Raw genomic sequence first — 23,795 nt, 5'->3', positions numbered from 1 at the left:
GATGGTGCGCGAGAGGCCCTCTCAGCTGACGTTGCGCGACTCAGACTCCGGCGCGGGTCCAGCTCCAGGAACCGGCGGGCGCGTCGACCGCCACATCGCCTCCGGACCGGGTCACCGTGAACACGGTCTCGGCCCGGGAGTCGTGCGCCACGACCCGCACCTCGGTCGTGCCGTCGCCGCCCGGGAACACCCGGAGCTCGAGCCCGTCGAGGTAGTCGTACTCGGCGACGTCGCTGCGCGCGCCGACCGGGATCACCGCGCCCTCGCGGACGTACAGCGGCAGCGAGTCGAAGCCGTGCACCTCGTGGCGCCACTCCCCCGTCGAGTCGATCGTCTCGCCGGTCCACCAGCTGGTCCACCGCCCGCGGGGCAGGTAGAACTCGACCGAGCCGTCGGCGGTGAACACCGGAGCGACCAGCAGGTCGTGGCCGAGCATGTACTGCGTGTCGAGGTGAGCGGCGTTCCGGTCGTCCTCGAACTCGAGCGTCATCGGGCGCATGACGGGAGTGCCGACGCGCGCCGCCTCCGCCCCGGCCGCGAAGAGGTAGGGCATCAGCGAGAGCTTGAGCATCGTGAAGCGGCGGGTGACCTCGACCGCCTCCTCGTCGAAGGCCCACGGCACGCGCACCGACGACGAGCCGTGCAGTCGCGAGTGCGAGGACAGCAGGCCGAAAGCGAGCCAGCGCTTGAAGACGCCGGGGTCGGGCGTGCCCTCGAAGCCGCCGATGTCGTGCGCCCAGAAGCCGAAGCCGCCGAGCGCGAGCGACAGCCCGCCGCGCAGGGTCTCGGCCATCGAGACGTAGGAGGAGGTGTTGTCGCCGCCCCAGTGCACGGGCAGCGCCTGGCCGCCCACGGTGGCGCTGCGGGCGAAGAGCGCGGCGCGGCCCTCGCCGAGCTCCTCCTCGAGCACCTCGAAGACGGCGCGGTTGTAGAGCTGGGTGTACCAGTTGTGCATCGCCTCAGGGTCGGTGCCGTCGTGCCAGACGACGCCCTCGGAGGGGATGCGCTCGCCGAAGTCGGTCTTGAACGAGTCGACGCCCTGGCGCACGAGGACGCGCAGCTTGTCCTGGAACCAGCGCGTCGCCTCCGGGTTGGTGAAGTCGATCAGCGCCATGCCGGCGACCCAGAGGTCCCACTGCCAGACGTCGCCGGCCGTGGTGCGCAGCAGGTAGCCCTTCTCGCGTCCCTCGGTGAAGAGGGCGGACGCCTGCGCGATGTACGGATTGATCCAGACGCAGGTGTGCAGTCCGCGCTCGTGCAGGCGGGCGAGGATGCCCTCGGGGTCGGGGAAGGTGCGCGGGTCCCACTCGAGGTCGGTCCACTGGAACTCGCGCATCCAGAAGCAGTCGAAGTGGAACGCCGACAGCGGCAGCTCGCGCTCGGCGAAGCCGTCGATGAAGGAGTTGACGGTCTCCTCGTCGTAGCTCGTGGTGAAGCTGGTGGTGAGCCAGAGCCCGTAGGTCCAGGCGGGGACGACCGCGGGGCGGCCGGCGAGCCCGGTGTAGCGGCGCAGCACGTCCTTCTTGGTCGGACCCTGGATGACCAGGTACTCCAGCGCCTCGCCGCCGACCGAGAACTGCACGCGCTCGACCGCCTCCGAGCCGATCTCGAACGAGACCAGACCCGGGTCGTTGACGAGCACGCCGTAGCCGCGGCTCGAGAGGTAGAAGGGGACGTTCTTGTAGGCCTGCTCCGAGGAGGTGCCGCCGTCGGCGTTCCAGACGTCGACGGTCTGGCCGTTCTTGACGAACGGGCCGAAGCGCTCGCCGAGGCCGTACACGAGCTCGCCGACGCCGAGGTCGAGCTGCTCGTGCACATACGCCTCGCCGTCGGGACCGGTCAGGTAGCCCTGCGCCTTGTGGCCGGAGCCGGTGAGGCGGGTGCCGGTCGCGGTGTCCCAGAACTCGAGCGACCAGGGTGCGCCCTGCGCGAGGCGGACCTCGAGATCGCCCGTGCGGAGCACGCCGCCCGCCTCCGTGACGCTCGCCTCGCCGACGGAGCCGTCGACCAGGTCGAAGCCGGGGCGGGTCGCGGTGCCGCGCCAGTGCTCGATGCGCACCTTCGCGACGCCCTCGGCGGGGGACGAGATCGTGACGGTGAGGGTCGGCCGGTTGAGCACGTCGCCGCGGCCCTGGATCACCTTGGTCGGGGCGATCACCTCGAGCGTCGAGCCGTCGGTGCGGATGTCGTACGCCTCCTGCGCGAAGAGGGGCGTGAATCCGGCCCTCGTCTGCCAGAACCCGTCGGTGAACTTCATGCGTGTGCCTTTCTGGGGGCGGTGGTGGCGCGTCGGAGCGCGTCGAATCACGAGCGCGGCGGGGCGGCCCCGAGGAAGGGGCCCGCCCCGCGGCGATCCGTCTTACTTGACCGCGCCGGCGGTGATGCCGCGGGTCAGCGTGCGCTGGAAGATCAGGAAGAAGATCAGCGTCGGCAGCAGACCCAGGAGGGCGCTCGCACTGGTCGTCGTGACGTCCATGATCTTGTCGCCCTGCAGGCTCGAGATCGCGATGGGCACGGTCTGCGTCGCATCGCTCACCAGGAACACCAGCGGGATGAGGAACTCGTTCCAGGTCCAGATGAAGAAGAAGATCATCAGCACCGAGAGCGTCGGCCGCGAGATCGGCACGATGACCCGGGTGAGCACCTGCCACTTCGAGGCGCCGTCGAGAGCCGCGGCCTCGAGGATCTCCTTCGGGAAGGTCCCGTAGACGCTCGAGAGCAGATAGGTGCCGAACGCCGACTGGATGACGGTGAAGATGATGATCACCGAGAGCTGGCTGTCGTAGATGCCCACCGCCTTGAACATGTAGTACAGCGGGTAGAGCAGCGCCTCCTGGGGCAGCATGTTCGCGAGCAGGAACAGGATGATGATCCAGCTCCGGCCGCGGACGCGTCCGATCCCGATCGCGTAGGCGTTCAGCACCGAGAGCACGACCGCGAGGATCGCGACGGAGCCCGAGATCAGGATCGAGTTGCCGAGCTTCTCGGGGAAGTTGACGCGCTCCCAGAAGGTCGAGAGGCCGTCGAAGGAGAGACCGGTCGGGAACGACAGCGGGCCGTTCGCGGAGTAGTCGGCCGGGGACTTGAACGAGTTGAGCAGGATCAGCACCACCGGGCTGATGATGACGAGCCCGATCACGACCGCCACGAGGAGGATCATCCAGTCGCCGAGAGTGCGCCTGGTCGTGCCCTTCGAGGCCTTGGGCGCCTTCTTCGGGGTGGTCAGATCGGTGTCCTCCGTGCCGGCCTGGGTGAGGGGCAGGGTCTCGATGGCCGACATCAGCGGGCTCCTTCGCTGCGCTCGACGCGCTCCTGGGCGCGGATGAACAGCACGGCCAGGATCACGATGACGATCGTGAGCGCGGTGGCGATGGTGGCGCCGTAGCCCACCTGCTGCTTCTGGAAGAACTCGGTGTAGGAGTAGTAGCTCGGCACGATCGTCGAATCGCCCGGCCCGCCGCGGGTCAGCGCGTAGATGGGCCCGAAGACCTTCAGCGCCGCGATCGTGCAGGTGAGGGTGACCACGAAGACCTCGGGGCGGATGATCGAGATGGTGATCCAGCGGAAGCGCTGGAACCAGTTGGCGCCGTCGAGCTCGGCGGCCTCGTAGAGCTCGGGGTCGACGCGCTGGAGGGCGGCCATGAAGATGACGACCGGGTAGCCGAGCTGCACCCAGATCATCACGACCATGATCGAGAGCATCGCCGTGTCGGGCTTGCCGAGCCAGTCGTGCGCCAGCGAGCCGAGACCGACGGCCTCGAGGATCGAGTTGAGCGCGCCGTTGTCGGGGCGGAGGATCCAGCCGATCACGATCGCCGCGATCACGGTGGGCAGGATCTGCGGCAGGTAGTAGGTGGCGCGGAGGAAGCTGGCGAGCCGTCCGCCGAACTTCTTGCCGACCAGGTCGAACAGGATCGCGGCGAGCAGAAGGCCCAGGATCGTCGGGACGATCACCATCGCGATGATCATGTAGACGGAGTTGAGGAAGGACGTCCAGAACTGGTCGTCCCCCATCAGCTCGATCCAGTTGTCGAGTCCGATGAAGATCGGCGGCTTGATGCCGCGCCACGAGGTGAAGCTGATGTACACGTTCCAGATCAGCGGGATGAGCACGATGAACGTGAACAGCACGAACCCCGGGATCAGGTAGAGCCAGTAGCCGCCGGCGCGCTTCTCACGCGGGGCCTTCGCGGCCGGAGGCGGCGGAGCGCTCTCCGTGCGACGCGGGGCGGTCGTCGTCATGTCGTAGTCCTTCGTCCGGGGGTGTGTGCAGAGAGGGGGGCGCGGGATGCCACCGGCGTGGAGTGGCATCCCGCGCGGAAGGGGGTCTTACTTAATGTCGTCGACCCCGTCGTCGTACTTCTCCTGGAGCTCGGAGAGCATGTCGGCCTCGTCCTTCGACCCGTTGATGAGCTCCTGCGTCGCCGCGACGAGGTCGTCGTAGAAGGTCGCGGTGGGCCAGTCGGGGTAGAAGGAGAGCTGGTCGCCGTCGACGACCGTCTTCCACTGCGACAGCAGCTCCTTGCTCTTCTCGTCGGTGATCGCGGACTCGTCGACGACCAGCGGGATGCCTCCGTTGTTGCCGATGAGGTTCTGGATCTCGGGGCGCATCGTGATGTCGATCCACTTGTAGGCGAGGTCCTTGTTCTTCGCCGTCTCGGGGATGACCCAGTGGTTGCCCGCCGAGCCCATCGTGAACTCGGCGCCCGGGAACAGGAACGTGTTCCACTCGAAGCCGGTGATCTCGGTCTTGAAGCGGCCGAACCACCACGAGCCCGAGAAGAAGATCGGGTACTCGCCCGAGATGAAGGCGGTGCCCGCGTCCTCGGCCTTGAGCCCGGAGGCGTCGGCCGAGAAGTAGCCCTTGTCGACGTAGGTCTTGAGCTGCTCGGCCGCGTAGCTCCACGCCGCGTCCTCGAAGTCGACCTCGCCGGTGTAGGTCTGGTAGTCCGTGATCCAGGAGCGGTCGGCCTTCAGCAGAGCGAGCTGGTAGAAGAGCTGCTGCAGCGGGTACTCGGCGCCGGCCTCGGCGAGCGGGGTGATGCCCTTGGCGACGAAGGCGTCGAGCACGGCGATGAACTCGTCGTAGCTGGTCGGCACCTCGAGGCCGTTGGCGGCGAAGGCGTCCTCGTTGTAGTAGACGAACGTGAACTCGCCGTAGTTGGGGATGCCGTACCAGGAGCCGGAGCCCATGATGCCCTTGTCGTCGTACTTGGCGGTCGTCTGGAGAGCGCCGGGGATGAGCTTGTCCCAGCCGTAGAACTCGACCGCCTCGTCGAGGTTGGTCAGCAGGCCCTGGCTCGAGAGCAGTCCGCTGGTCGCGTTGCCCTTGTTGTACTCGACGACGTCGGGGGCCGAGTTGGAGTTGAAGATCTGGCTGGCGCCGGTGCGGAGCTGCTCGAAGGCCTTGAACTCGTAGGCGATCTCGGCTCCGGTCTCCTTCGTGAAGATGTCGCGGGCGGCGAGCCAGGCGATGCCGCGGTCGCTGTCGGGGGTCTCGAAGTCCCACATGGTGAGGGTGCGGCCCGCGCCGTCGACCGTGGTCGCGAGGGCGTCGGAGCCGGCGTCGGAGCCGCCTCCGGAGCAGGCGGCGAGCGCGAACATGGCGCTGATGCCGACGCCGCCGGCGATCAGGCCGCGACGGCTGAGGGCGCCGACCGAGGAGGCGCTGGGGCGGTGGAAGGCAGTGCTGGAACGAAGCGACATTGCGGGTGTTCTCCTTTGAATGGGTGCCGCGTGGCTGTGGCGTGGGAGGTGCAGGCGAGTGGAGCGCTCTCTCACAGAGGGAGGAGGCTTCGAAGCGTTTCGACGATTGACGTGGATCGGTGGAGCGGACGGAGGGGGTCAGGGGGCGAGCGGCGCCAGGGCGACGGTCGGAGCGAGCGCGACGGAGCCGCGGTCGACGTAGTGGGGCGGGAGCAGCTCGACGCCGACGGTGCGGCCGGAGTCGATCTGCTGGAGGGTCCGCGCGACGGCCGCTCGGCACATCGCGTCCAGAGGCAGCGGGATCGAGCTGACGGGGACCGGCAGCGTCGCGCCGTCGTAGCTCGCGCAGGCGGCGAGGACGGAGAGATCGCCGGGCACCGACAGACCGCGCTCGAGGACGCGGTCGAGCACCGCCTCCGCCACCGGCTCGTTGCAGTGCAGGACGAGCGCCGTGGGAGCGGCGGCGAGGACCGCGTCGATCGCCGCGACGGCGCTGCCGCGGCCGAGGTGCGGCCGCTCGACGACGAGATCGAGGCCGAGGGCCGCGCACTCGCCGCGGAACGCGTCGTCGTAGCGCCGCACGAAGCCGGCGTTGCGGTCGGTGTACGACTGCGGGTGCTCGATCAGGCCGATCGAGCGGTGGCCGTTCTCGGCGAGGGTGCGCACGCTCTGCCGCGCGGCCTCGGCGAAGTCGAGGTCGACGCAGGCCAGGTCGTGGGAGTCGGAGGGGACGCCGATGAAGGTCGCGGGCACGCCGGCCTCGCGGATGAGCGTGGCCCGCTGGTCGTCGTCGTCGACGCCCATCAGGACGATGCCGTCGACGAGGGAGGAGGACGAGACGCGGCCGATGCCGCTCGACGCCTCGTCGGTGACCAGCAGCAGCACGTCGTAGTCGGACTCGCGGGCCCGCTCGAGCACCTCGGTGACGAAGCGCATATGGGTCGGGAGGTGCAGCTCGCCGCGCATCGGCGCCGAGAGCGCGAGGATGTGGGTCCGCGCCCCGGCGAGCATCCGGGCGCCGGCGTGCGGCCGGTAGTCGAGCTGGCGGACCGCGTCCTCCACGCGCTGGCGGGTGGAGGCGGCGATCGAGCGCTTGCCCGAGAGGGCGTAGGAGACGGTGCTGATCGAGACCCCGGCGGCGCGGGCGACGTCGTGGATGGTCGCCATCGTTCCTCCTGCCGGACCTCGTCGTCGGTGCGGCCGGCGCTTCGAAGCGCTTCGACCGATCGTGCTGCAGTGCACTGTACGCACAGTCGAAACGCTTCCGCAAGGAATTCGTTCGGCGGCACCACATATCGTCGCGACACGGTGCGCGTGTCATTGCGCGCCGCCCTCGCCCCCGATATGTTGGGCGCAACAACAATTCGGCGACGTCGCCGGAAAGGATCGGTTCCATGTCTCTGACCCCCACCCGCGAGGACAAGTTCTCCTTCGGCCTCTGGACCATCGGCTACAACGGTGCGGACCCGTTCGGCGGCCCCACCCGCCCGCCGCTCGACGTGGTGCACGCGGTCGAGAAGCTCAGCGAGCTCGGCGCCTACGGCCTCACCTTCCACGACGACGACCTCTTCGCGTTCGGCTCGACCGACGCCGAGCGTCAGACGCAGATCGACCGCCTCAAGGGCGCCCTCGACTCGACCGGCCTCATCGTGCCGATGGTCACCACCAACCTCTTCAGCGCCCCGGTCTTCAAGGACGGCGGATTCACGTCGAACGACCGCGCCGTCCGCCGCTTCGCCCTGCGCAAGGTGCTCCGCAACCTCGACCTCGCCGCCGAGCTCGGCGCCAAGACGTTCGTGATGTGGGGCGGCCGCGAGGGCGCCGAGTACGACTCCGCCAAGGACATCCGCTCGGCCCTCGAGCGCTACCGCGAGGCCGTCAACCTGCTCGGCGACTACGTCACCGACAAGGGCTACGACATCCGCTTCGCGATCGAGCCCAAGCCCAACGAGCCCCGCGGCGACATCCTCCTGCCGACCCTCGGCCACGCGATCGCGTTCATCGACTCGCTCGAGCGTCCCGAGCTCGTGGGTGTGAACCCCGAGACCGGCCACGAGCAGATGGCGGGCCTCAACTTCACCGCCGGCATCGCCCAGGCGCTGTACCACGGCAAGCTGTTCCACATCGACCTCAACGGCCAGCGCGGCATCAAGTACGACCAGGACCTCGTCTTCGGCCACGGCGACCTGCACAACGCGTTCTCGCTCGTCGACCTGCTCGAGAACGGCGGCCCCGGCGGCGTCCCCTCCTACGACGGCCCCCGCCACTTCGACTACAAGCCCTCGCGCACCGAGGACGAGACCGGAGTCTGGGACTCGGCCGCCGCCAACATGCGCACCTACCTGCTGCTCAAGGAGCGCGCCGCGGCCTTCCGCGCCGACCCCGAGGTGCAGGAGGCGCTCCAGGCCGCCAAGGTCCTCGAGCTCGCGCAGCCGACGCTGAACGAGGGCGAGTCGTACGACGACCTGCTCGCCGACTCCGCGTCGTACGAGACCTTCGACACCGACGCCTACCTGGGCGGCAAGGGCTTCGGCTTCGTCCGCCTCCAGCAGCTGGCCACCGAGCACCTGCTCGGCGCCCGCTGACCCACTCCCCCGGGGCCCCGGCCCCGACACGGACGAGATCCCGCGCCTGCCGCGGGGTCTCGTCCGTTCTCCTGTCTCCCGGCGGAGGCGTCCCCTCCGCCCGTACGGAAAGGTGACGGCGATGACGCTCGTCGCAGGCATCGACTCCTCCACCCAGAGCTGCAAGGTGGTCGTCCGCGATCTCGAGAGCGGAGCCGTCGTCCGCACGGGCCGCGCCGCTCACCCCGACGGCACCGAGGTCGATCCGGCCGCGTGGTGGGAGGCGCTCCAGCTCGCCATCGCCGACGCCGGCGGGCTCGACGACATCGCCGCGATCTCGGTCGGCGGCCAGCAGCACGGCATGGTCGTGCTCGACGCCGAGGGCCGCGTCATCCGCCCCGCGCTGCTCTGGAACGACACCCGCAGCGCCGGAGCCGCACGCGATCTCATCGAGGAGCTCGGCGCCGAGGCCTGGGCCCAGCGCACCGGCAGCGTGCCCGTCGCCTCCTTCACCGCCACGAAGCTCCGCTGGCTGCGCGACGCCGAGCCCGAGAACGCGGCGCGCGTCGCCGCCGTCGCCCTCCCCCACGACTGGCTGACCTGGCGCCTGCTCGGCTACGGACCCGACGCACCGGACCTCGAGGCGCTCACGACCGACCGCTCCGACGCCTCCGGCACCTCGTACTGGGGCGCCGACGGCTACGACCTCGAGCTGCTCGAGCGCGCTCTCGGCCACCGGCCGCTGCTGCCCCGCGTACTCGGCCCGTCGGAGGCGGCGGGCACCACGCCGAGCGGTGTCGTCGTCGGCCCCGGCGCGGGCGACAACGCGGGCGCGGCCCTCGGACTCGGCGCGGGTCCGGGCGACGTGGTGGTCAGCATCGGCACGAGCGGCACCGTGTTCGCCGTCACCGACTCGCCGGTGCGCGACGCCTCCGGGACCGTCGCGGGGTTCGCGGACGCCAGCGGGCGCTTCCTCCCGCTGGTCGCGACGCTGAACGCGGCGCGCGTGCTCGCCTCGACCGCGGCGCTGCTCGGCAGCGGCTTCGACGACTTCGCCGCACTGGCGCTCGAGGCCGAGCCCGGCGCGGGAGGCCTGGTGCTCGTCCCCTACTTCGAGGGCGAGCGGACGCCCAACCTGCCCGACGCGACCGCGAGCCTGCACGGCATGACGATCGCCTCGACGACACGGCCCAACCTGGCGCGTGCCGCGATCGAGGGCATGCTCTGCGGTCTCGCCGACGGCCTCGACGCCGTGCGGGCGCAGGGCGTCGAGGCGCGGCGGATCCTCCTCATCGGCGGCGCGGCGCAGAACAGCGCCGTGCAGCTCGCCGCGTCGCAGGTGTTCGACGTGCCGGTCGTCGTGCCGACGCCGGGCGAGTACGTCGCCGACGGCGCCGCGGTGCAGGCGGCGTGGGCGCTGACCGGCGAGCGGCCGACGTGGGAGGTCACGTCGCTGGCCGAGCCGGCGCCGGACCACCGCGCGGTCATCCGCGAGCAGTACGCGGCGGCCCGGAGCTGACCGCCCCCGCCTCGTGCCTCAGCTCGTGAGGCCGTCGACGTACTCGCGGTTCTCGTCGATCCAGGAGGCGAGGGCCGCGTCCTGGTCGTCGGCGCCGTCGTTGAAGAGGGCGTTCTCGAGCGAGTAGAGCGTGTCCGAGTCCATCCGGAAGTCGCGCATCCAGGTGGAGAGGGTCGGGAAGTCGGCCTCGAACGACGCGGAGCCGAACGAGTGCAGTCCCTCGGCGTCGCCCAGGAGACCCAGCGGGTCCTCGAGGTCCTTCACCGGGAACGCGTCGTAGGCCCAGTGCGGGCGCCACAGCGTCACGGCGATGTTCTCGCCCGCCGCGGTCGCGCTCGCGAGCTCCTGCAGCATCGCCGGGGTCGAGGACGTGAGGTACTCCATCCCGCCCAGGCCGTAGCCGGGGATGACCTCCTCGGACGTGACCGTATTGAGGCCGGAGCCCGGCTCGATGCCGACCAGGCGGTTGCCGACGACGTCGGGGTTCGCCGCGAGCTCCTCGAGCGAGTCGATCGGAGCGTCGGCGTTGACCGCGATGGTCAGCTTCGCCTCGTCGTTCCAGGCGCCCAGGTCGACGATGTCGTCGCCGTAGCGCTCGATGTAGCTGCCGTGGGTGGTCGGCAGCCAGGTGTCGAGGGCGAGGTCGTAGTCGCCGCTCGCGAGCCCCGAGAAGCCGGGCGCGACGTCGGCGTTCTGCAGCGTGACGTCGTAGCCCTCCTCCTCGAGCACCGACTCCCAGAGCGCCGAGACGGCGATGCCCTCGTCCCAGCCCTGGAACACCGCGATCGTCACATCGCCCCGGTCGCCGTTGTCGACGGAGGCGCTGGTCGCCGGGGCCGCCAGCGCGGAGGCTCCGAGCGAGGCGACGACCGCGATCGACACCGTCGCGACGGCAGCGCGGGTGGCGAGCACGGCGCGGCGGCTGCCGGCGCGGGCGACCCGGGCGGGCGAGGGCGCACCGAGGGCGCCCGTCATCCGGTCGAGGATGATCGCGAGGACCACCACGGCGATGCCCGCCTCGAAGCCGAGCGCGATGTCGATCCGGCCGATGCTCTCCACGACGTCGCCGCCGAGCCCGCCGGCGCCGACCATGCCCGCGATGACGACCATCGAGAGCGACAGCATGATGACCTGGTTGAGGCCCGCGAGGATCGAGGGCAGCGCGAGCGGCAGCTGGATCTGGCGCAGGATCCGCCACTTCGACGATCCGAACGACTCGCCGGCCTCGACGAGCTCGGGGTCGACTCCGCGGATCCCCAGCTCGGTCAGGCGCACACCTGGAGCCATCGCGAACACGATCGTCGCGACGATGCCGGGCACGACTCCGACGCGGAAGAGGATCAGCGCCGGGATCAGGTACACGAACGCCGGCATGGTCTGCATCAGATCGAGCACGGGCCGGATGACGGCGGAGGCGGTGCGGTTGCGCGCCGCGAGCACCCCCAGCGGCACGCTCAGGGCGATGGCGATCACGGAGGCGACGAGCACGAGCGCGAGCGAGTCCATCGCGTTCTCCCACTGGTCCACGCTCGCGATCAGGAGGAGACCGGCCGCGGATCCGATCGCGAACAGCCAGCCGCGCGCGGCGTAGGCGAGGACCGCGATGAAGGCGATGATCACCCAGAACGGCGGAGTCGCGAGCACGGTGTCGACGCCGGAGTAGAGCGCACCGAAGACGGTGCGGATCAGGTCGAACAGCGGCTGGAAGGTCTGGGTCAGGACGTCGACGGCGGACTCGGCCGCCTCGCCGAGGGGAAGGCGGATGCTCATCGGACGCCTCCCTCGGTCACGAGCACGGAGTCGTCGACGGGGCCGCCCGTCGCGTGCAGCGTCGCGGTGACGACCTCGGTCGAGACGGTGGCCGGAGGCTCGATCACCGGCTGCTCCCCCGTCTGCGAGCTGACGTTGCCGAGCGCGGCGAGCAGGGTCACCCGCGGGATCGCCCCGAGCAGGCGCCCGTCGGCGTCGACCACGGCGACGGGGAGCGCCGACTCGACGGCGGGCTCGATGATCTCGCTGAGCGCGGTGTCGGGAGAGACGGTGACCACGTCCGAGACGACGACGGCCGAGAGGTCGACCTCGCTCCGGCGCACCTGCTCGATCACGTCGCGGTCGCGGACGGTGCCGATCAGCCGCCGGCCGCTGCCGACGACGAAGGCCGCCGAGGTCTGCAGATCGCGCATGCCGCGCAGCGCCGCCCGGGGGCCGGCCGCGAGGGTGACCACCGAGCGCGCGGGCTCCATCACGGCCGCAGCGGTCAGCACGCGGGCGCGGTCGACGTCCTGCACGAACTGCGCGACGTAGTCGTTGGCGGGATCGGTGAGGATCTCCTCCGGCGTGCCGATCTGGACGATGCGGCCGTCGCGCATGACCGCGATGCGGTCGCCGAGGAACATCGCCTCGTTGAGATCGTGCGTGATGAAGACGATCGTCTTGCCGAGCTCGTGCTGCAGCTCGATCAGCTGCTCCTGCATCTCGCGGCGGATCAGCGGGTCCAGCGCCGAGAACGCCTCGTCCATGAGGACGATGTCGGTGTCGGCGGCGAGTGCGCGCGCGAGTCCGACGCGCTGGCGCATGCCTCCCGAGAGCTCGTCGGGCATCTTCTCGTGCCAGCCCGCGAGGCCGGCGCGCTCCACGGCGACCAGGGCGCGCTCGCGCCGCTCGGCGGCGGGCACGCCCTGGATCTCGAGCGGGTAGGCGACGTTGTCGAGCACGGTGCGGTGCGGGAGCAGCGCGAAGTGCTGGAAGACCATCGAGATCGACGAGCGGCGGACCCGCCGCAGCTCCGCCTCCGAGACCCCCGTGATCGAGGAGCCGTCGATCAGCACCTCGCCGTCCGTGGGCTCCTGGAGGCCGTTCAGCATGCGGATCAGCGTCGACTTGCCGGATCCGGAGAGCCCCATCACGACGAAGATCTCGCCGCGGTGGACCTCGAACGAGGTGTCGATCACGGCCGCCGTGCCGAGGCTCGCGAGCTCGCTGCGCTCGGCGCCCGAGCGCAGGCGCTTCACGACCTCCTCCGGTCGTCGGCCGAAGACCTTGAACAGGCCCCTCGCCTCGAGGGCGGGGGTCGCCGTCACTCCGCTCGCGGGCTCGCTGATGGACTGGTGGTTCTGCTGCACGTGCACTCCGTCGGCGCGCAGGGACGCATCCCTGCACTCTCATCTCGTGGTGCCGGGTCGGGGGCGTGGGACGACCGTACGTCGAGCCTCCGCGGGCCGCGTGGGGCGGCCGGGTGGAGGCGATTCCGGTGTCCGAGAGGCGACCGCGGGGCCGCCTCCGCTCCCGTTGACCGTACGCTCGCGGCGCGCCCTGGTGGACGCCGCGCGAGCGCGGACCGATTCATCGGGGTCTCGAGGACCGCCGTCCACGGTAGCCGCGCGGTGGTGACCGAGCAAACCTCGGCGGCGCGGTGGCGCGTGCTGAAGCGGTGCAGAGCCGGGCTATGGTTTGGAGAAGGGCTGGTCGGAGCGTGTTTCTGGATCGTTGCCCGATCGTTACCGCGCATGCCCGGATCTGCCCGCACTCGGCGACGGGGTTGGGGGCGGACTCGACCCCTCTCCTCCACAGGCGCGATTCGGGGGCGAGTTGTCTCGTTGGGGCGCTGGGGCCGCTTCCGTGTCGGAGGTCCCTGATTCAATATGCGTATGGAGAGAACGGGTGCGGAAGCAGCGGCGGAGGTGACGCCTGACACGGTCAGGGCGCTCGCCGACATCGCCCTGCGCGCCGACGTGACCTCTTCGCTGGCGCAGTTGGCGAAGGCCACCGCGCTGTACGCCTCGTACCGCGCGGCGCGGTTGATCCCGGAGGCGTTCGTCCGCGGTGGCAGCCTGTCCCGCAGCGAGTCCCGGGATCTGTTCGAGCGGTCGATCCGCGCGGACCTCGCGGTCTCGATGCGGACCACGGAGCGGAGGCTGTCGCGCATCCTCGAGCACGGGCAGCTGCTGAACGAGGACCTCCCGCGCACCCGCGCGGCGGTCGCGGACGGCGCGATCCTGTGGGAGGCGAGTCAGGTGATCTGCGACGCGGCGAGCACTCTTCCGGCCGCATCCCGGGCCGTCTTCGACGAGCGCGCTGCCGAGGTCGCGCTCACCGCGAATCCGACGCAACTCCAGCGGGCCGTCGCGCGGATGCGGGACCAGCTGCACGACGAACCCCTCGCCGTCCGGCACGTCCGAGCGCGCGCGGACCGGGGCGTGTGGGTGAGTCCGGAGGTCGACGGGATGGCCACCCTCGGCGCTCTTCTACCCGCCGAGGTCGCGATGGGTGCCTTCCATCGCATCGACCGCATCGCCCGGACCCTCCGGGACGGCACACCCGGCGACACCACCGTCGACGGCGCGGGCGACGAGCGGACCCTGGCTCAGCTGCGCGCCGACGCCCTCGCGGACCTGCTCTGCGACGGCGACATCGCCGGCACCACACCGGACGGCGACGGCCCGACAGTCCCGCCCACGTTCGTCCCCGGAGTGCGCGCCGAGGTGCGCCTGACGCTCGCGGCGAGCACCGCCACCGGAGTCGACGACAGCCCCGCGCACCTCGACGGCTACGGACTCATCCCCGCCGGCGTCGCGCGCGAACTCGTCGGAGTCGGCGCCTCCTTCACTCGGATCCTCACCGACCCGGACACCGGAAGCGTCGTCTCCGTCGGCCGCACCCACCGCGTCCCACCCTCGCGGATGCGCCTGCACCTGCAGCTCCGGGACCAGACCTGCCGCTTCCCGGGCTGCACCAGGCCCGCCTCCACCGTCGAGGCCGATCACACCCTCGAATGGCGCAACGGCGGCCACACCAGCCTCGACAACCTGGCGTCGCTCTGCACGGCGCACCACCACGTCCGCCACGGCGACCGCTGGACCTACCGCCTCCACCCCGACGGCACCGCGGAGTGGACCACCCCGACCGGCCGCCGCGTCATCACCCGACCCCCGGCACTGCCCGGACGCCCGCCCGATCCACCACCGCGGCCGCGGTTCGAGGACGGTCCGCCGCCGTTCTGACCTCCGCCGCGCCTCGAGCCGCGGATCCCGCGGCCCGTCGTGCGCGCGGGCGGCTCGGGTTCAGTCCGTCGTCTCGCCCGCCGGGCCGGACGGAGCCGCCGCGCCGACGCCGCTGACCGGCTCGCCCTCCCACGACACGAGCTCCCAGCTCGACCCCGAGCCCTCGACGACGACGACGCCCGTGTTGTCGAGCAGGTGGTCGGCGATGAACTGGGCGTCGAGCCCGACGCAGCGCATCCCCGCCCAGCAGCGGATGGCCGCGCCGTGGCTGACCAGCGCGACGACAGCGTGACCCGAGGCCTCCGCCTCCGCCACGACCGCGTCGTACCGGGCCGCGAACTCGTCGCCGGTCTCGCCGCCCGCGAGCCGGAGCGACGTCTCGCCGCCCGCCCAGCGGAACACGGTGTCCATGTACTCGGTCACCGCCTCCTCGTCGCCGCGCATCTCGAGCGCGGCCGCGGCGATCTCGCGGATGCCGGCGCGCTCGGTCGGCTCGAGCCCGAGGGCCGCGGCGAGCGGAGCCGCCGTCTCGTGCGTGCGCACCATCGTCGACACCCAGAGCGCGCCGATGCCCTCGCCCGCGAGCGTGACCGGCAGCGCCCCGGCCTGCTCGCGCCCGAGATCCGTCAGGCCCGGCCCGGGGATCCGGGTGTCGAGCACTCCGGCGACGTTCGAGGGGGTCTGGCCGTGGCGGATCAGGAGGAGGCGCATCCGTCCACGCTACCCGCCGCGCCCCGCTACCCTGGGCCGCGACGAACGGAGACCGGGATGCTCATCCGCCACCGCGACGCCTCCCCCGTCGTCCACCCCGACGCGTCCGTCGCGTCCACCGCCGTCCTGATCGGCGACGTCCGCATCGCCGCCGGCGCCCGTGTCCTGCACGGCGCCGTGCTCACCGCCGAGGACGGCGCGATCGTCGTCGGCGAGGACACGGTCGTCATGGAGAACGCGGTCGTCCGCGGACGCGCCGGCCACCCGGTCTCGATCGGCTCGGCCGTGATGGTCGGCCCGCACGCGCATCTCAACGGCACCACCGTCGGCGACGGCGCCTTCATCGCGACGGGCGCCGCCCTCTTCCCCGGCAGCGTCGTCGGCGCCGGAGCCGAGGTCCGCATCCACGGCGTGGTGCAGGTGAACACCACGCTCGCGCCGGGCGCCGTCGTCCCGATCGGCTGGGTCGCGGTCGGCTCCCCGGCGAGCATCCTGCCCCCCGATCGCCACGACGAGATCTGGGCGGTCCAGCGCACGCTCGACTTCGTCGGCACGGTCTACGGAGCGACGGGGGCGACCACGATGCCCGAGCTGATGCGCGGGCAGTCGGCCTTCTACGGCGCCCACGACGACGACGAGGTCGTCGAGTCGTAGCGCCCGTCGATCCGGCGCCCCGGGGCTCGCCGCCTCGAAGGGGCCGTGAAGGTCGGTCTCCTGCCGAAGTCCTTCACACGCCTGCAGAACGGGGCGGCGGAGAACTGTTCGCTGTCGAACTCGGCGAGATCTTCGGCCGATTCGACCAGCTGATCACAGCAGATGAGAGGGAGGACTTGCGCCCATTAAGGGCGATGAACACGGCGTGTTTCGAAGTGATTCCGACATCACCGAAGCATTCGGTGAATCACCACGGGATCTCTTCGTCCGGGCTTCCCTGTGGATTCACCGCTCCGGAGATATCGATGCAACCACCGGCCGCTCCTCCGTCCTCGAAGCAGCCTCGAACCGCTGATGGCTTCCCCGTAATCGCCCCGTCTTCCCGGAAGAAAACGCTGCTGAGCGTCGCCCTCACTGGGACGAGCAGGGCCATCGCTCGGCGGAACGCCTTTCGACGCATCTGCCACTTCTCCGGAAGTCCGAACAAGACCCTGGACGGCTCTTGTCGCAGATCACTGAGCGTCTCCGGACAAGTCGTCCGGTACTTTTTCCACGGTCTCTTCGTGAGTGCCTCTCCCGGCTCCTGGTGATGAACCGGCGTCGCCATTCGTCGGAACGGTCTGCGGCGCGACGGGGACCACCACGACGCGCGAGCAGATGCGGGCAGCCGGCCTTCTCCGGCGCGCGCGACGGCGACGAGGTCGTCGAGCCGTAGCGCCGGTCGATCCGGCGCACCGGGGTTCGCCGACGAGAAGGGGACGTAAAGTGTGCTCACACGCGCCCCGCGGACGGGCGGCCCCGCACTGCCGCGAGCCGCGACGCCCCCGCTCGAGGCGCCGCCCGATCACAGGAAGCCGCGGTGCCCGATGCCGGAAGACAAGCCCGCGTCCCGCGCGCCGAGCATCTACGACGTGGCGAAGGCCGCCGGAGTCTCGCACCAGACCGTCTCGCGCGTCCTGAACGACCACCCCAGCCTCCGCGCCGAGACCAAGAAGCGCGTGCTCGAGGTGATGGCCGAGCTCGACTACCGGCCGAACCTGGCGGCCCGCGCACTCGTCACCAGCCGGACGCGCACCATCGGCGTGCTCTCGTCGCAGAGCCTCCAGTACGGCCCCGCATCGAGCATCCAGGCGATCGAGGTCGCCGCCCGCGACGCCGGCTACCTGGTCGTCACGGCGAACGTCGACGGCACCGACGGCGAGTCGATCCAGGCCGGGATCCGCCACCTGCTCAACCAGGCGATCGAGGGTCTCGTGGTCATCGCGCCGCAGATCCGCGTGTTCGACATCCTCTCGGGAGTCGCCCTGCGCATCCCGAACGTGACTCTGCAGACGAGCGACCAGGATCGCGACGACGCGCTCTACGTCGACCAGATGGCGGGCGCCCGGATGGCGACGGGGCACCTGATCGACCTGGGGCACACCGAGATCGTGCACCTCGCGGGCCCGCAGGACTGGATCGAGGCGGAGGCGCGCATGCGCGGCTACCTCGCCGAGCTCGACCACCGGAACGTGCCGCTGCGCCCGCCGATCCTGGGCGACTGGAGCGCCGAGCGCGGTCACCGCGTCGGCGTCGAGCTCTCGCGGTTCCTCGACTTCACCGCGGTCTTCGCCGCGAACGACCAGATGGCGCTCGGCCTGATGAGCGCGTTCCACGAGCGCGGCATCCGCGTGCCGCAGGACGTCAGCGTGATCGGCTTCGACGACATCCCGGAGGCGGCGTTCTACTGGCCGCCGCTCACGAGCGTGCGGCAGGACTTCGCCGAGCTCGGCCGGCGCTGCGTCGCGGCGCTGCTGCGCCTGATCGAGGGCGAGCGGCCGGAGGCGGCACCGCCGATCGAGCCGCAGCTGTTCGTCCGCGGATCGACGGCGGTGCCCCGGGCGCTCACCGCTCCGGCGCGCCTCTGACTACTCGCCGTGCGCGGCGATCGACACGTCCTGCCACTGGTTCCAGGTCTTCAGGCGCGACTCGTAGTCGGCGGTGGCGATGCCGAGCGGGGCGCGGCCGAAGAAGATCCGCAGCGGCGGCTCTGCCGCGTCGACGACCGCGAGGATGCCGATGCGCGAGGCCTTCGGGTCGCCCTTCGCGGAGGCGGTGGGGCGGCGGGCGGCCGCGTCGCGGACCGCGTCGTAGGCCGCGATCGGCTCGCTGCGCGAGGCGGAGGCGCCGGACCAGTCGGTCGAGTACCCGCCGGGCTCGACGAGGGTCACGTGGATCCCGAACTCGGCGACCTCGCCGGCGAGAGCCTGGCTGAAGCCCTCGAGCGCCCACTTCGACGCGTGGTAGGCGCCGATCGACGGGAAGGCGCTGATGCCTCCGATGCTCGACACCTGGATGATGTGGCCCGAGCGCTGCTCGCGCAGGATCGGCAGGGCGGCCTGGGTGACCCAGAGCGCGCCGAACACGTTGGTCTCGAGCTGCGCCCTGACCTCGTCCTCGGTGAGCTCCTCGATCATGCCGAAGTGGCCGAAGCCGGCGTTGTTGATCACGACGTCGAGGCGGCCGAAGCGCTCGGCGGCCTGCTGCACGGCGGCGAAGTCGGCGGCGCGGTCGGTCACGTCGAGCTGGATCGGCAGGAACGAGTCGGGGTAGCGCTCGACGAGCGCGTCGAGGGTCTCGGGGCGGCGGGCCGTGCCGGCGACGTTGTCGCCGCGCTCGAGTGCCGCTTCGGCCCACTCGCGGCCGAAGCCCTTCGAGGCGCCGGTGATGAACCAGGTCTTGGTCATGTCTTCTCGTCCTTTCGACAGTGCCATCCACAACACCGGCGGCGGCCGCCCGCTTCCTCATCGCCGGGGCTTGACAGCCGATGCGGCGGCGCCGGACGGGTCCGTGGACGGACCGGGGGATGCGAGCTGCGCGGCCGTTACCGAGTCGAGACACACCCGTTGACACGAAACCCGCCAGCGGGGCTAGCATGACGCAATGTGATCGCTCACATGGCCATCACATCGCCGCCCACCTGCTCCCAGTGGCGAACCACCCACTGCATTCAATGACGAAGGAATCACAGTGACCACAATGAAGCGCGCTCTCATCGCCGGCATCGCCGGCGGAGCGATGATCCTCTCCCTCGCCGGCTGCGCCGGCGGATCCGGCAGCGGCGACTCGGGCTCCGGTTCGGGCGACGGCGGCCTCGTCGGCGTCGCGATGCCGACCAAGTCCTCCGAGCGCTGGATCGCCGACGGCGACAACGTGAAGTCGCAGCTCGAGGAGGCCGGCTACCAGGTCGACCTCCAGTACGCCGAGGACGACATCCCCACCCAGGTCTCGCAGATCGAGAACATGATCACCAAGGGCGCCAAGGCCCTGATCATCGCCTCCATCGACGGCACCACCCTCACGAGCGTGCTCGAGGAGGCGGCCGCGAACGACATCCCGGTCATCGCCTACGACCGCCTCATCCGCGACTCCGCGAACGTCGACTACTACGCGACGTTCGACAACTACAAGGTCGGCGTCCAGCAGGCCACCTCGCTCCTCGCGGGCCTAGGCCTGACCGACCTCGAGGGCAACAAGGCGACCGACGCCCCCGCCGGTCCCTTCAACATCGAGCTGTTCGCCGGAAGCCCCGACGACAACAACGCGACGTTCTTCTTCAACGGCGCGATGGACACCCTCCAGCCCTACATCGACGACAAGACCCTCGTCGTCGCCAGCGGCGAGACCGAGTTCAACACCGTCGCCACGCTGCGCTGGGACCCCGAGGTCGCCCAGAGCCGCATGGAGGACATCATCACCAAGACGTACTCCGACGGCACCAAGATCCAGGGCGTCCTCTCGCCCTACGACGGTCTGAGCCGCGGCATCATCTCCGCCCTCACCGACGCCGGCTACACCGTGGGCACCGACTTCCCGATCATCACCGGTCAGGACGCCGAGCTCGACTCCGTCAAGGCGATCATCTCGGGTGAGCAGTACGCGACCATCTACAAGGACACCCGCGAGCTCGCCAAGGAGGCCGTGTCGATGGCACAGGCCGTCCTCGAGGGCACCGAGCCCGAGGTCAACGACACCGAGACCTACGACAACGGCGAGAAGGTCGTCCCGTCGTACCTGCTCGAGCCGGTCATCGTGACCAAGGACGAGATCCAGTCCGTGCTCGTCGACGGTGGCTACTACACCGACGCCGAAGTCAACGGCTAACTGGTCCTCGGACAACGTCTCCGACACGGGACGTGCACTGAAGCTGCTGTAAGACACCGCCGGGCCCCCGCGAGGGGGCCCGGCTCTATGAAGGAATGGAGGCGTACGTGACCACGAACATCCTCGAGATGCGCGGCATCACCAAGACGTTCCCGGGCGTGAAGGCGCTGCAGGACGTCACCCTCAACGCCGAGCGCGGCGAGGTGCACGCGATCTGCGGCGAGAACGGCGCCGGCAAGTCGACGCTGATGAAGGTGCTGTCGGGGGTCTACCCGCACGGCACGTACGAGGGCGACATCGTCTTCGAGGACGAGGTGATGCAGTTCGCCAGCATCCGCGACTCGGAGGCGAAGGGCATCGTCATCATCCACCAGGAGCTGGCTCTCAGCCCCTACCTCTCGATCGCCGAGAACATCTTCCTCGGCAACGAGGTCCGCGGATTCGCGGGCCTGATCGACTGGAACAAGACCAACCAGGAGGCGGCGGCGCTGCTCGCCCGCGTCGGCCTCCGCGAGAACCCGACCACCAAGATCCAGGACATCGGAGTCGGCAAGCAGCAGCTCGTCGAGATCGCCAAGGCGCTCTCCAAGCGGGTCAAGCTGCTCATCCTCGACGAGCCGACCGCTGCCCTCAACGACGAGGACTCGGACCACCTGCTCGACCTGATCCTGCACCTCAAGGAGCAGGGCATCACGTCGCTGATCATCAGCCACAAGCTGAACGAGATCAAGAAGATCGCCGACACCGTCACGGTCATCCGCGACGGCAAGACGATCGAGACGATCGCGCACGACGACGTCACCGAGGACCGGATCATCAAGGACATGGTCGGGCGCGATCTCGACCACCGCTACCCGGACCACACGCCGCACATCGGCGAGGAGATCCTCCGCGTCGTCGACTGGACGGCCCACCACCCGCAGGACCCCACCCGCGTGATGGTCGACAAGGTGAACCTCAACGTGCACCGCGGCGAGATCGTCGGCATCGCAGGGCTCATGGGCGCCGGGCGCACCGAGTTCGCGATGAGCCTCTTCGGCCGCTCCTACGGCAGCCGGATCTCGGGCCAGGTCTTCAAGGCCGGCAAGGAGATCAAGATGCGCAACGTCTCCGAGGCGATCGCGCACGGTCTCGCCTACGCCACCGAGGACCGCAAGCACTACGGCCTCAACCTCATCGACGACATCAAGCGGAACATCTCGCTCGCCTCCCTCGACAAGGTGTCGAAGACCGGGCTCGTCGACGACAACCGCGAGTTCGAGGTCGCCAACGAGTACCGCGGCAGCATGAACATCAAGTCGCCGACCGTGCTCGCCAAGACCGGCAAGCTCTCGGGCGGCAACCAGCAGAAGGTCGTCCTGTCGAAGTGGATCTACTCCGACCCCGACGTCCTCATCCTGGATGAGCCCACCCGCGGCATCGACGTCGGTGCCAAGTACGAGATCTACACGATCATCAACCGGCTCGCGGCCGCCGGGAAGGGGATCATTGTGATCTCCTCCGAGCTGCCCGAGCTCCTCGGCATCTGCGACCGCGTCTACGCGCTGTCGGAGGGCCGCATCACGGGCGAGCTGCCCATCGCCGAGGCGACGCCCGAGGCCGTCCTCACCCTCATGACTCAGGAGAAGCAACGATGACCGATCTGCAGAACGAACCGTCGACCGCGGCGGGAGCGCAGGTGAAGCCCGTCGAGAACGCGTTCACGGCGCGCATCAGCCACGTGCTCAGCGACCTCGGCAAGAACGGCATCTTCCTCGCCCTCATCGTCGTGGTGCTGCTGTTCCAGATCATGACCAACGGGATCCTCCTGCGCCCGCAGAACATCTCGAACCTGATCGTCCAGAACGGCTACATCCTGATCCTCGCCATCGGCATGGTGATGGTCATCGTGGCCGGGCACATCGACCTCTCGGTCGGCTCGATCGCCGCGTTCGTCGGCGCCATGTCGGGCGTCTTCGCCGTCAACATGGGGCTCCCGTGGTGGCTCTCGATCATCCTGTCGCTGCTCATCGGAGCGCTGGTCGGAGCGTGGCAGGGCTTCTGGATCGCGTTCGTGGGGATACCCGCGTTCATCGTGACCTTGGCGGGCATGCTGATCTTCCGCGGTCTCGCGCTCGTCGTCCTGGGCAACGCCAACATCGGCTCGTTCCCGGTCGAGTACCGCGCGCTCGGCAACGGCTTCCTCACCGACCTGTTCGGCGAGACCGCCCTCGACCCGCTGTCGCTCGGAGTCGGCGCGCTCGCGATCATCGCGTTCACCGTGCAGTCGATCCGCACCCGCCGCGGACGCCAGCAGTACAACCAGGGCGTCGAGCCCGGCGCGTGGTTCGTCACGAAGCTCGTGCTCGTCGCGCTCGTCATCGGCGCCTTCTCCTTCGCGCTGGCCTCGTTCAAGGGCATCCCGGTCACGCTGATCGTGCTGGCCGTGCTCGTGCTGGTCTACGGCGTCGTCATGAACCGCTCGGTCTTCGGCCGCCACGTCTACGCGATCGGCGGCAACCTGCACGCCGCAGAGCTGTCGGGCATCAAGACCCGCAACGTCACCTTCTGGCTGTTCGTCAACATGGGCGTCCTCGCGGCGCTGGCCGGCCTCGTCTTCACCGCGCGCCTCAACCTCGCCGGTCCGAAGGCGGGCGACGGCTTCGAGCTCGAGGCCATCTCGGCCGCGTTCATCGGCGGCGCGGCGGTCCAGGGCGGTGTCGGCACCATCGGAGGCGCGATCCTCGGTGGTCTCATCATCGGCGTCCTGAACAACGGCATGTCGATCATGGGCATCGGCATCGAGTGGCAGCAGGCGGTCAAGGGCCTCGTGCTCCTGCTCGCGGTCGCCTTCGACGTCTACAACAAGCGCCGCTCGGGCGGGCGCTAGGCCCCGTGCCCGACTGGTCGCGGTTCCTCCCGCTGAGCATCGGGCCCTCGGCCGACGAGTCGGGCGTCAGCAACGACTGGCGCCCCCTCGTGGCGGATCGGCTCGACCGCCTCGCCGTCCTGGCCGCCTCCCCCTCCCTCGCGGAGGGTGAGGCGGCCAGTGCCGTCTCCCTGCTCGGAGACCTCGTGGTGCGCCTCTCGAGCAGCACCGGTCAGCGCCTCGCGACGCGCTTTGGCGCCCGCGAGGCGTCGTCCCCTCCCCCGCCCGCCGGGATCCCCTCCGCCCTGGCCGCCCTCGCCTCCGCGCGCCGCTCGGGCCAGGGCCCGCACGGCGTCGCCGAGCTGGTCGAGGTCGTGCGCGTCGAGCTCGCCCTCTCGACCGGAGTCGCGCTGCCCGACCGGGTCTCGGGCGCCGTCGCCCTCGACAGACTGCAGCGCGCTCCTCTGGCCATCCGCGCCGCCGTGCGCGGCCGCTCCCTCGTGCCCGTCGACGCGACCTGGGAGCTCGGATCGGGCCCCGCCGTCCGCGAGGGCGTCGAGGAGATCCTCCGGTTCCTGCTGGGCCTCGGGCCCTTCCCCGGGGCGGCCGGTACCGGCGGCCCGATCGGCGATCCCTCCCGGAGCTGACCC

Annotated in this window: 19 protein-coding genes; 9 read left to right on the top strand and 10 right to left on the bottom strand. The window is 70.3% G+C overall.

The annotated features are described in order from the left end of the window. Window positions 1-40: 40 nt before the first annotated feature. The 5 genes from yicI to GSU68_RS04855 form a co-directional block, all read right to left on the bottom strand. A complete protein-coding gene (gene yicI, locus GSU68_RS04875) occupies window positions 41-2,257 on the bottom strand; it encodes an alpha-xylosidase (RefSeq protein ID WP_159905976.1) in 2,217 nt (738 codons plus the stop codon). Window positions 2,258-2,359: 102 nt separating this feature from the next. Then, window positions 2,360-3,280 carry a carbohydrate ABC transporter permease gene (locus tag GSU68_RS04870; RefSeq protein ID WP_159905974.1) on the bottom strand — a complete coding sequence of 307 codons (921 nt, stop codon included), beginning with the start codon at window positions 3,278-3,280 and terminating at the stop codon, window positions 2,360-2,362. After that, entirely contained in the window at window positions 3,280-4,242 is a 963-nt protein-coding gene (locus GSU68_RS04865) for a sugar ABC transporter permease (RefSeq protein WP_159905972.1), read from the bottom strand. The genes GSU68_RS04870 and GSU68_RS04865 overlap by 1 nt, the downstream gene beginning before the upstream one ends. Before the next feature lie 87 nt (window positions 4,243-4,329). Continuing rightward, a complete protein-coding gene (locus tag GSU68_RS04860) occupies window positions 4,330-5,706 on the bottom strand; it encodes an extracellular solute-binding protein (protein WP_244259392.1) in 1,377 nt (458 codons plus the stop codon). Window positions 5,707-5,844: 138 nt separating this feature from the next. Further along, window positions 5,845-6,873, bottom strand: a complete 1,029-nt coding sequence (locus tag GSU68_RS04855; RefSeq protein ID WP_159905970.1) for a LacI family DNA-binding transcriptional regulator — start codon at window positions 6,871-6,873, stop codon at window positions 5,845-5,847. 227 nt (window positions 6,874-7,100) lie between these two features. Here GSU68_RS04855 and xylA point away from each other — a divergent pair, with 227 nt between their 5' ends. Beyond that, the gene (gene xylA / locus GSU68_RS04850; protein WP_159905968.1) at window positions 7,101-8,291 is read left to right on the top strand and encodes a xylose isomerase; all 1,191 of its coding nucleotides are present in this window, start codon (window positions 7,101-7,103) and stop codon (window positions 8,289-8,291) included. A 121-nt stretch (window positions 8,292-8,412) separates the two neighbouring features. Continuing rightward, window positions 8,413-9,789, top strand: coding sequence for a xylulokinase (gene xylB / locus GSU68_RS04845; RefSeq protein ID WP_159905966.1), 1,377 nt, complete (start codon window positions 8,413-8,415; stop codon window positions 9,787-9,789). Between the two features lie 18 nt (window positions 9,790-9,807). Here xylB and GSU68_RS20110 read toward each other — a convergent pair whose 3' ends face one another. Next, window positions 9,808-11,559, bottom strand: a complete 1,752-nt coding sequence (locus tag GSU68_RS20110) for an ABC transporter permease/substrate binding protein (protein ID WP_159905964.1) — start codon at window positions 11,557-11,559, stop codon at window positions 9,808-9,810. After that, window positions 11,556-12,911, bottom strand: coding sequence for a glycine betaine/L-proline ABC transporter ATP-binding protein (locus tag GSU68_RS04835; protein WP_244259391.1), 1,356 nt, complete (start codon window positions 12,909-12,911; stop codon window positions 11,556-11,558). The genes GSU68_RS20110 and GSU68_RS04835 overlap by 4 nt, the downstream gene beginning before the upstream one ends. Before the next feature lie 558 nt (window positions 12,912-13,469). Here GSU68_RS04835 and GSU68_RS04830 point away from each other — a divergent pair. Beyond that, entirely contained in the window at window positions 13,470-14,789 is a 1,320-nt protein-coding gene (locus GSU68_RS04830; protein ID WP_159905962.1) for an HNH endonuclease signature motif containing protein, read from the top strand. Between the two features lie 60 nt (window positions 14,790-14,849). On the opposite strand, the gene GSU68_RS04825 is transcribed toward GSU68_RS04830, so the two are convergent. Continuing rightward, window positions 14,850-15,500 carry a histidine phosphatase family protein gene (locus GSU68_RS04825; protein ID WP_159905960.1) on the bottom strand — a complete coding sequence of 217 codons (651 nt, stop codon included), beginning with the start codon at window positions 15,498-15,500 and terminating at the stop codon, window positions 14,850-14,852. A gap of 57 nt (window positions 15,501-15,557) precedes the next feature. Here GSU68_RS04825 and GSU68_RS04820 point away from each other — a divergent pair, with 57 nt between their 5' ends. Beyond that, complete coding sequence (locus GSU68_RS04820; protein WP_159905958.1) at window positions 15,558-16,154, top strand: gamma carbonic anhydrase family protein; 597 nt, start codon at window positions 15,558-15,560, stop codon at window positions 16,152-16,154. Window positions 16,155-16,401: 247 nt separating this feature from the next. On the opposite strand, the gene GSU68_RS04815 is transcribed toward GSU68_RS04820, so the two are convergent. Beyond that, window positions 16,402-16,761 carry a hypothetical protein gene (locus tag GSU68_RS04815; protein WP_159905956.1) on the bottom strand — a complete coding sequence of 120 codons (360 nt, stop codon included), beginning with the start codon at window positions 16,759-16,761 and terminating at the stop codon, window positions 16,402-16,404. A 259-nt stretch (window positions 16,762-17,020) separates the two neighbouring features. On the opposite strand from GSU68_RS04815, the gene GSU68_RS04810 reads away from it, so the two are divergent. Then, window positions 17,021-18,061, top strand: coding sequence for a LacI family DNA-binding transcriptional regulator (locus tag GSU68_RS04810; protein WP_159905954.1), 1,041 nt, complete (start codon window positions 17,021-17,023; stop codon window positions 18,059-18,061). Here GSU68_RS04810 and GSU68_RS04805 read toward each other — a convergent pair whose 3' ends face one another. Then, the gene (locus tag GSU68_RS04805; RefSeq protein WP_159905952.1) at window positions 18,062-18,880 is read right to left on the bottom strand and encodes an SDR family oxidoreductase; all 819 of its coding nucleotides are present in this window, start codon (window positions 18,878-18,880) and stop codon (window positions 18,062-18,064) included. It lies immediately after the preceding gene. A gap of 292 nt (window positions 18,881-19,172) precedes the next feature. Here GSU68_RS04805 and chvE point away from each other — a divergent pair, with 292 nt between their 5' ends. The 4 genes from chvE (at window position 19,173) to GSU68_RS04785 (ending at window position 23,792) form a co-directional block, all read left to right on the top strand. After that, the gene (gene chvE, locus GSU68_RS04800; RefSeq protein WP_159905950.1) at window positions 19,173-20,297 is read left to right on the top strand and encodes a multiple monosaccharide ABC transporter substrate-binding protein; all 1,125 of its coding nucleotides are present in this window, start codon (window positions 19,173-19,175) and stop codon (window positions 20,295-20,297) included. A gap of 107 nt (window positions 20,298-20,404) precedes the next feature. After that, window positions 20,405-21,934, top strand: coding sequence for a multiple monosaccharide ABC transporter ATP-binding protein (gene mmsA, locus GSU68_RS04795; protein ID WP_056041756.1), 1,530 nt, complete (start codon window positions 20,405-20,407; stop codon window positions 21,932-21,934). Further along, window positions 21,931-23,166, top strand: coding sequence for a multiple monosaccharide ABC transporter permease (mmsB, locus tag GSU68_RS04790; protein WP_159905948.1), 1,236 nt, complete (start codon window positions 21,931-21,933; stop codon window positions 23,164-23,166). The genes mmsA and mmsB overlap by 4 nt, the downstream gene beginning before the upstream one ends. Before the next feature lie 5 nt (window positions 23,167-23,171). Beyond that, on the top strand, window positions 23,172-23,792 hold the full coding sequence (locus tag GSU68_RS04785; RefSeq protein WP_159905946.1) for a hypothetical protein: 621 nt from the start codon (window positions 23,172-23,174) through the stop codon (window positions 23,790-23,792). The last annotated feature ends 3 nt before the right edge of the window (window positions 23,793-23,795 follow it).

The sequence above is a fragment of the Rathayibacter sp. VKM Ac-2759 genome (genome assembly GCF_009834225.1).
Classification (GTDB): Bacteria; Actinomycetota; Actinomycetes; order Actinomycetales; family Microbacteriaceae; genus Rathayibacter.
Note: the sequence above shows the minus strand (reverse complement) of the source record. Positions and strands in the feature narration are given on the sequence as shown.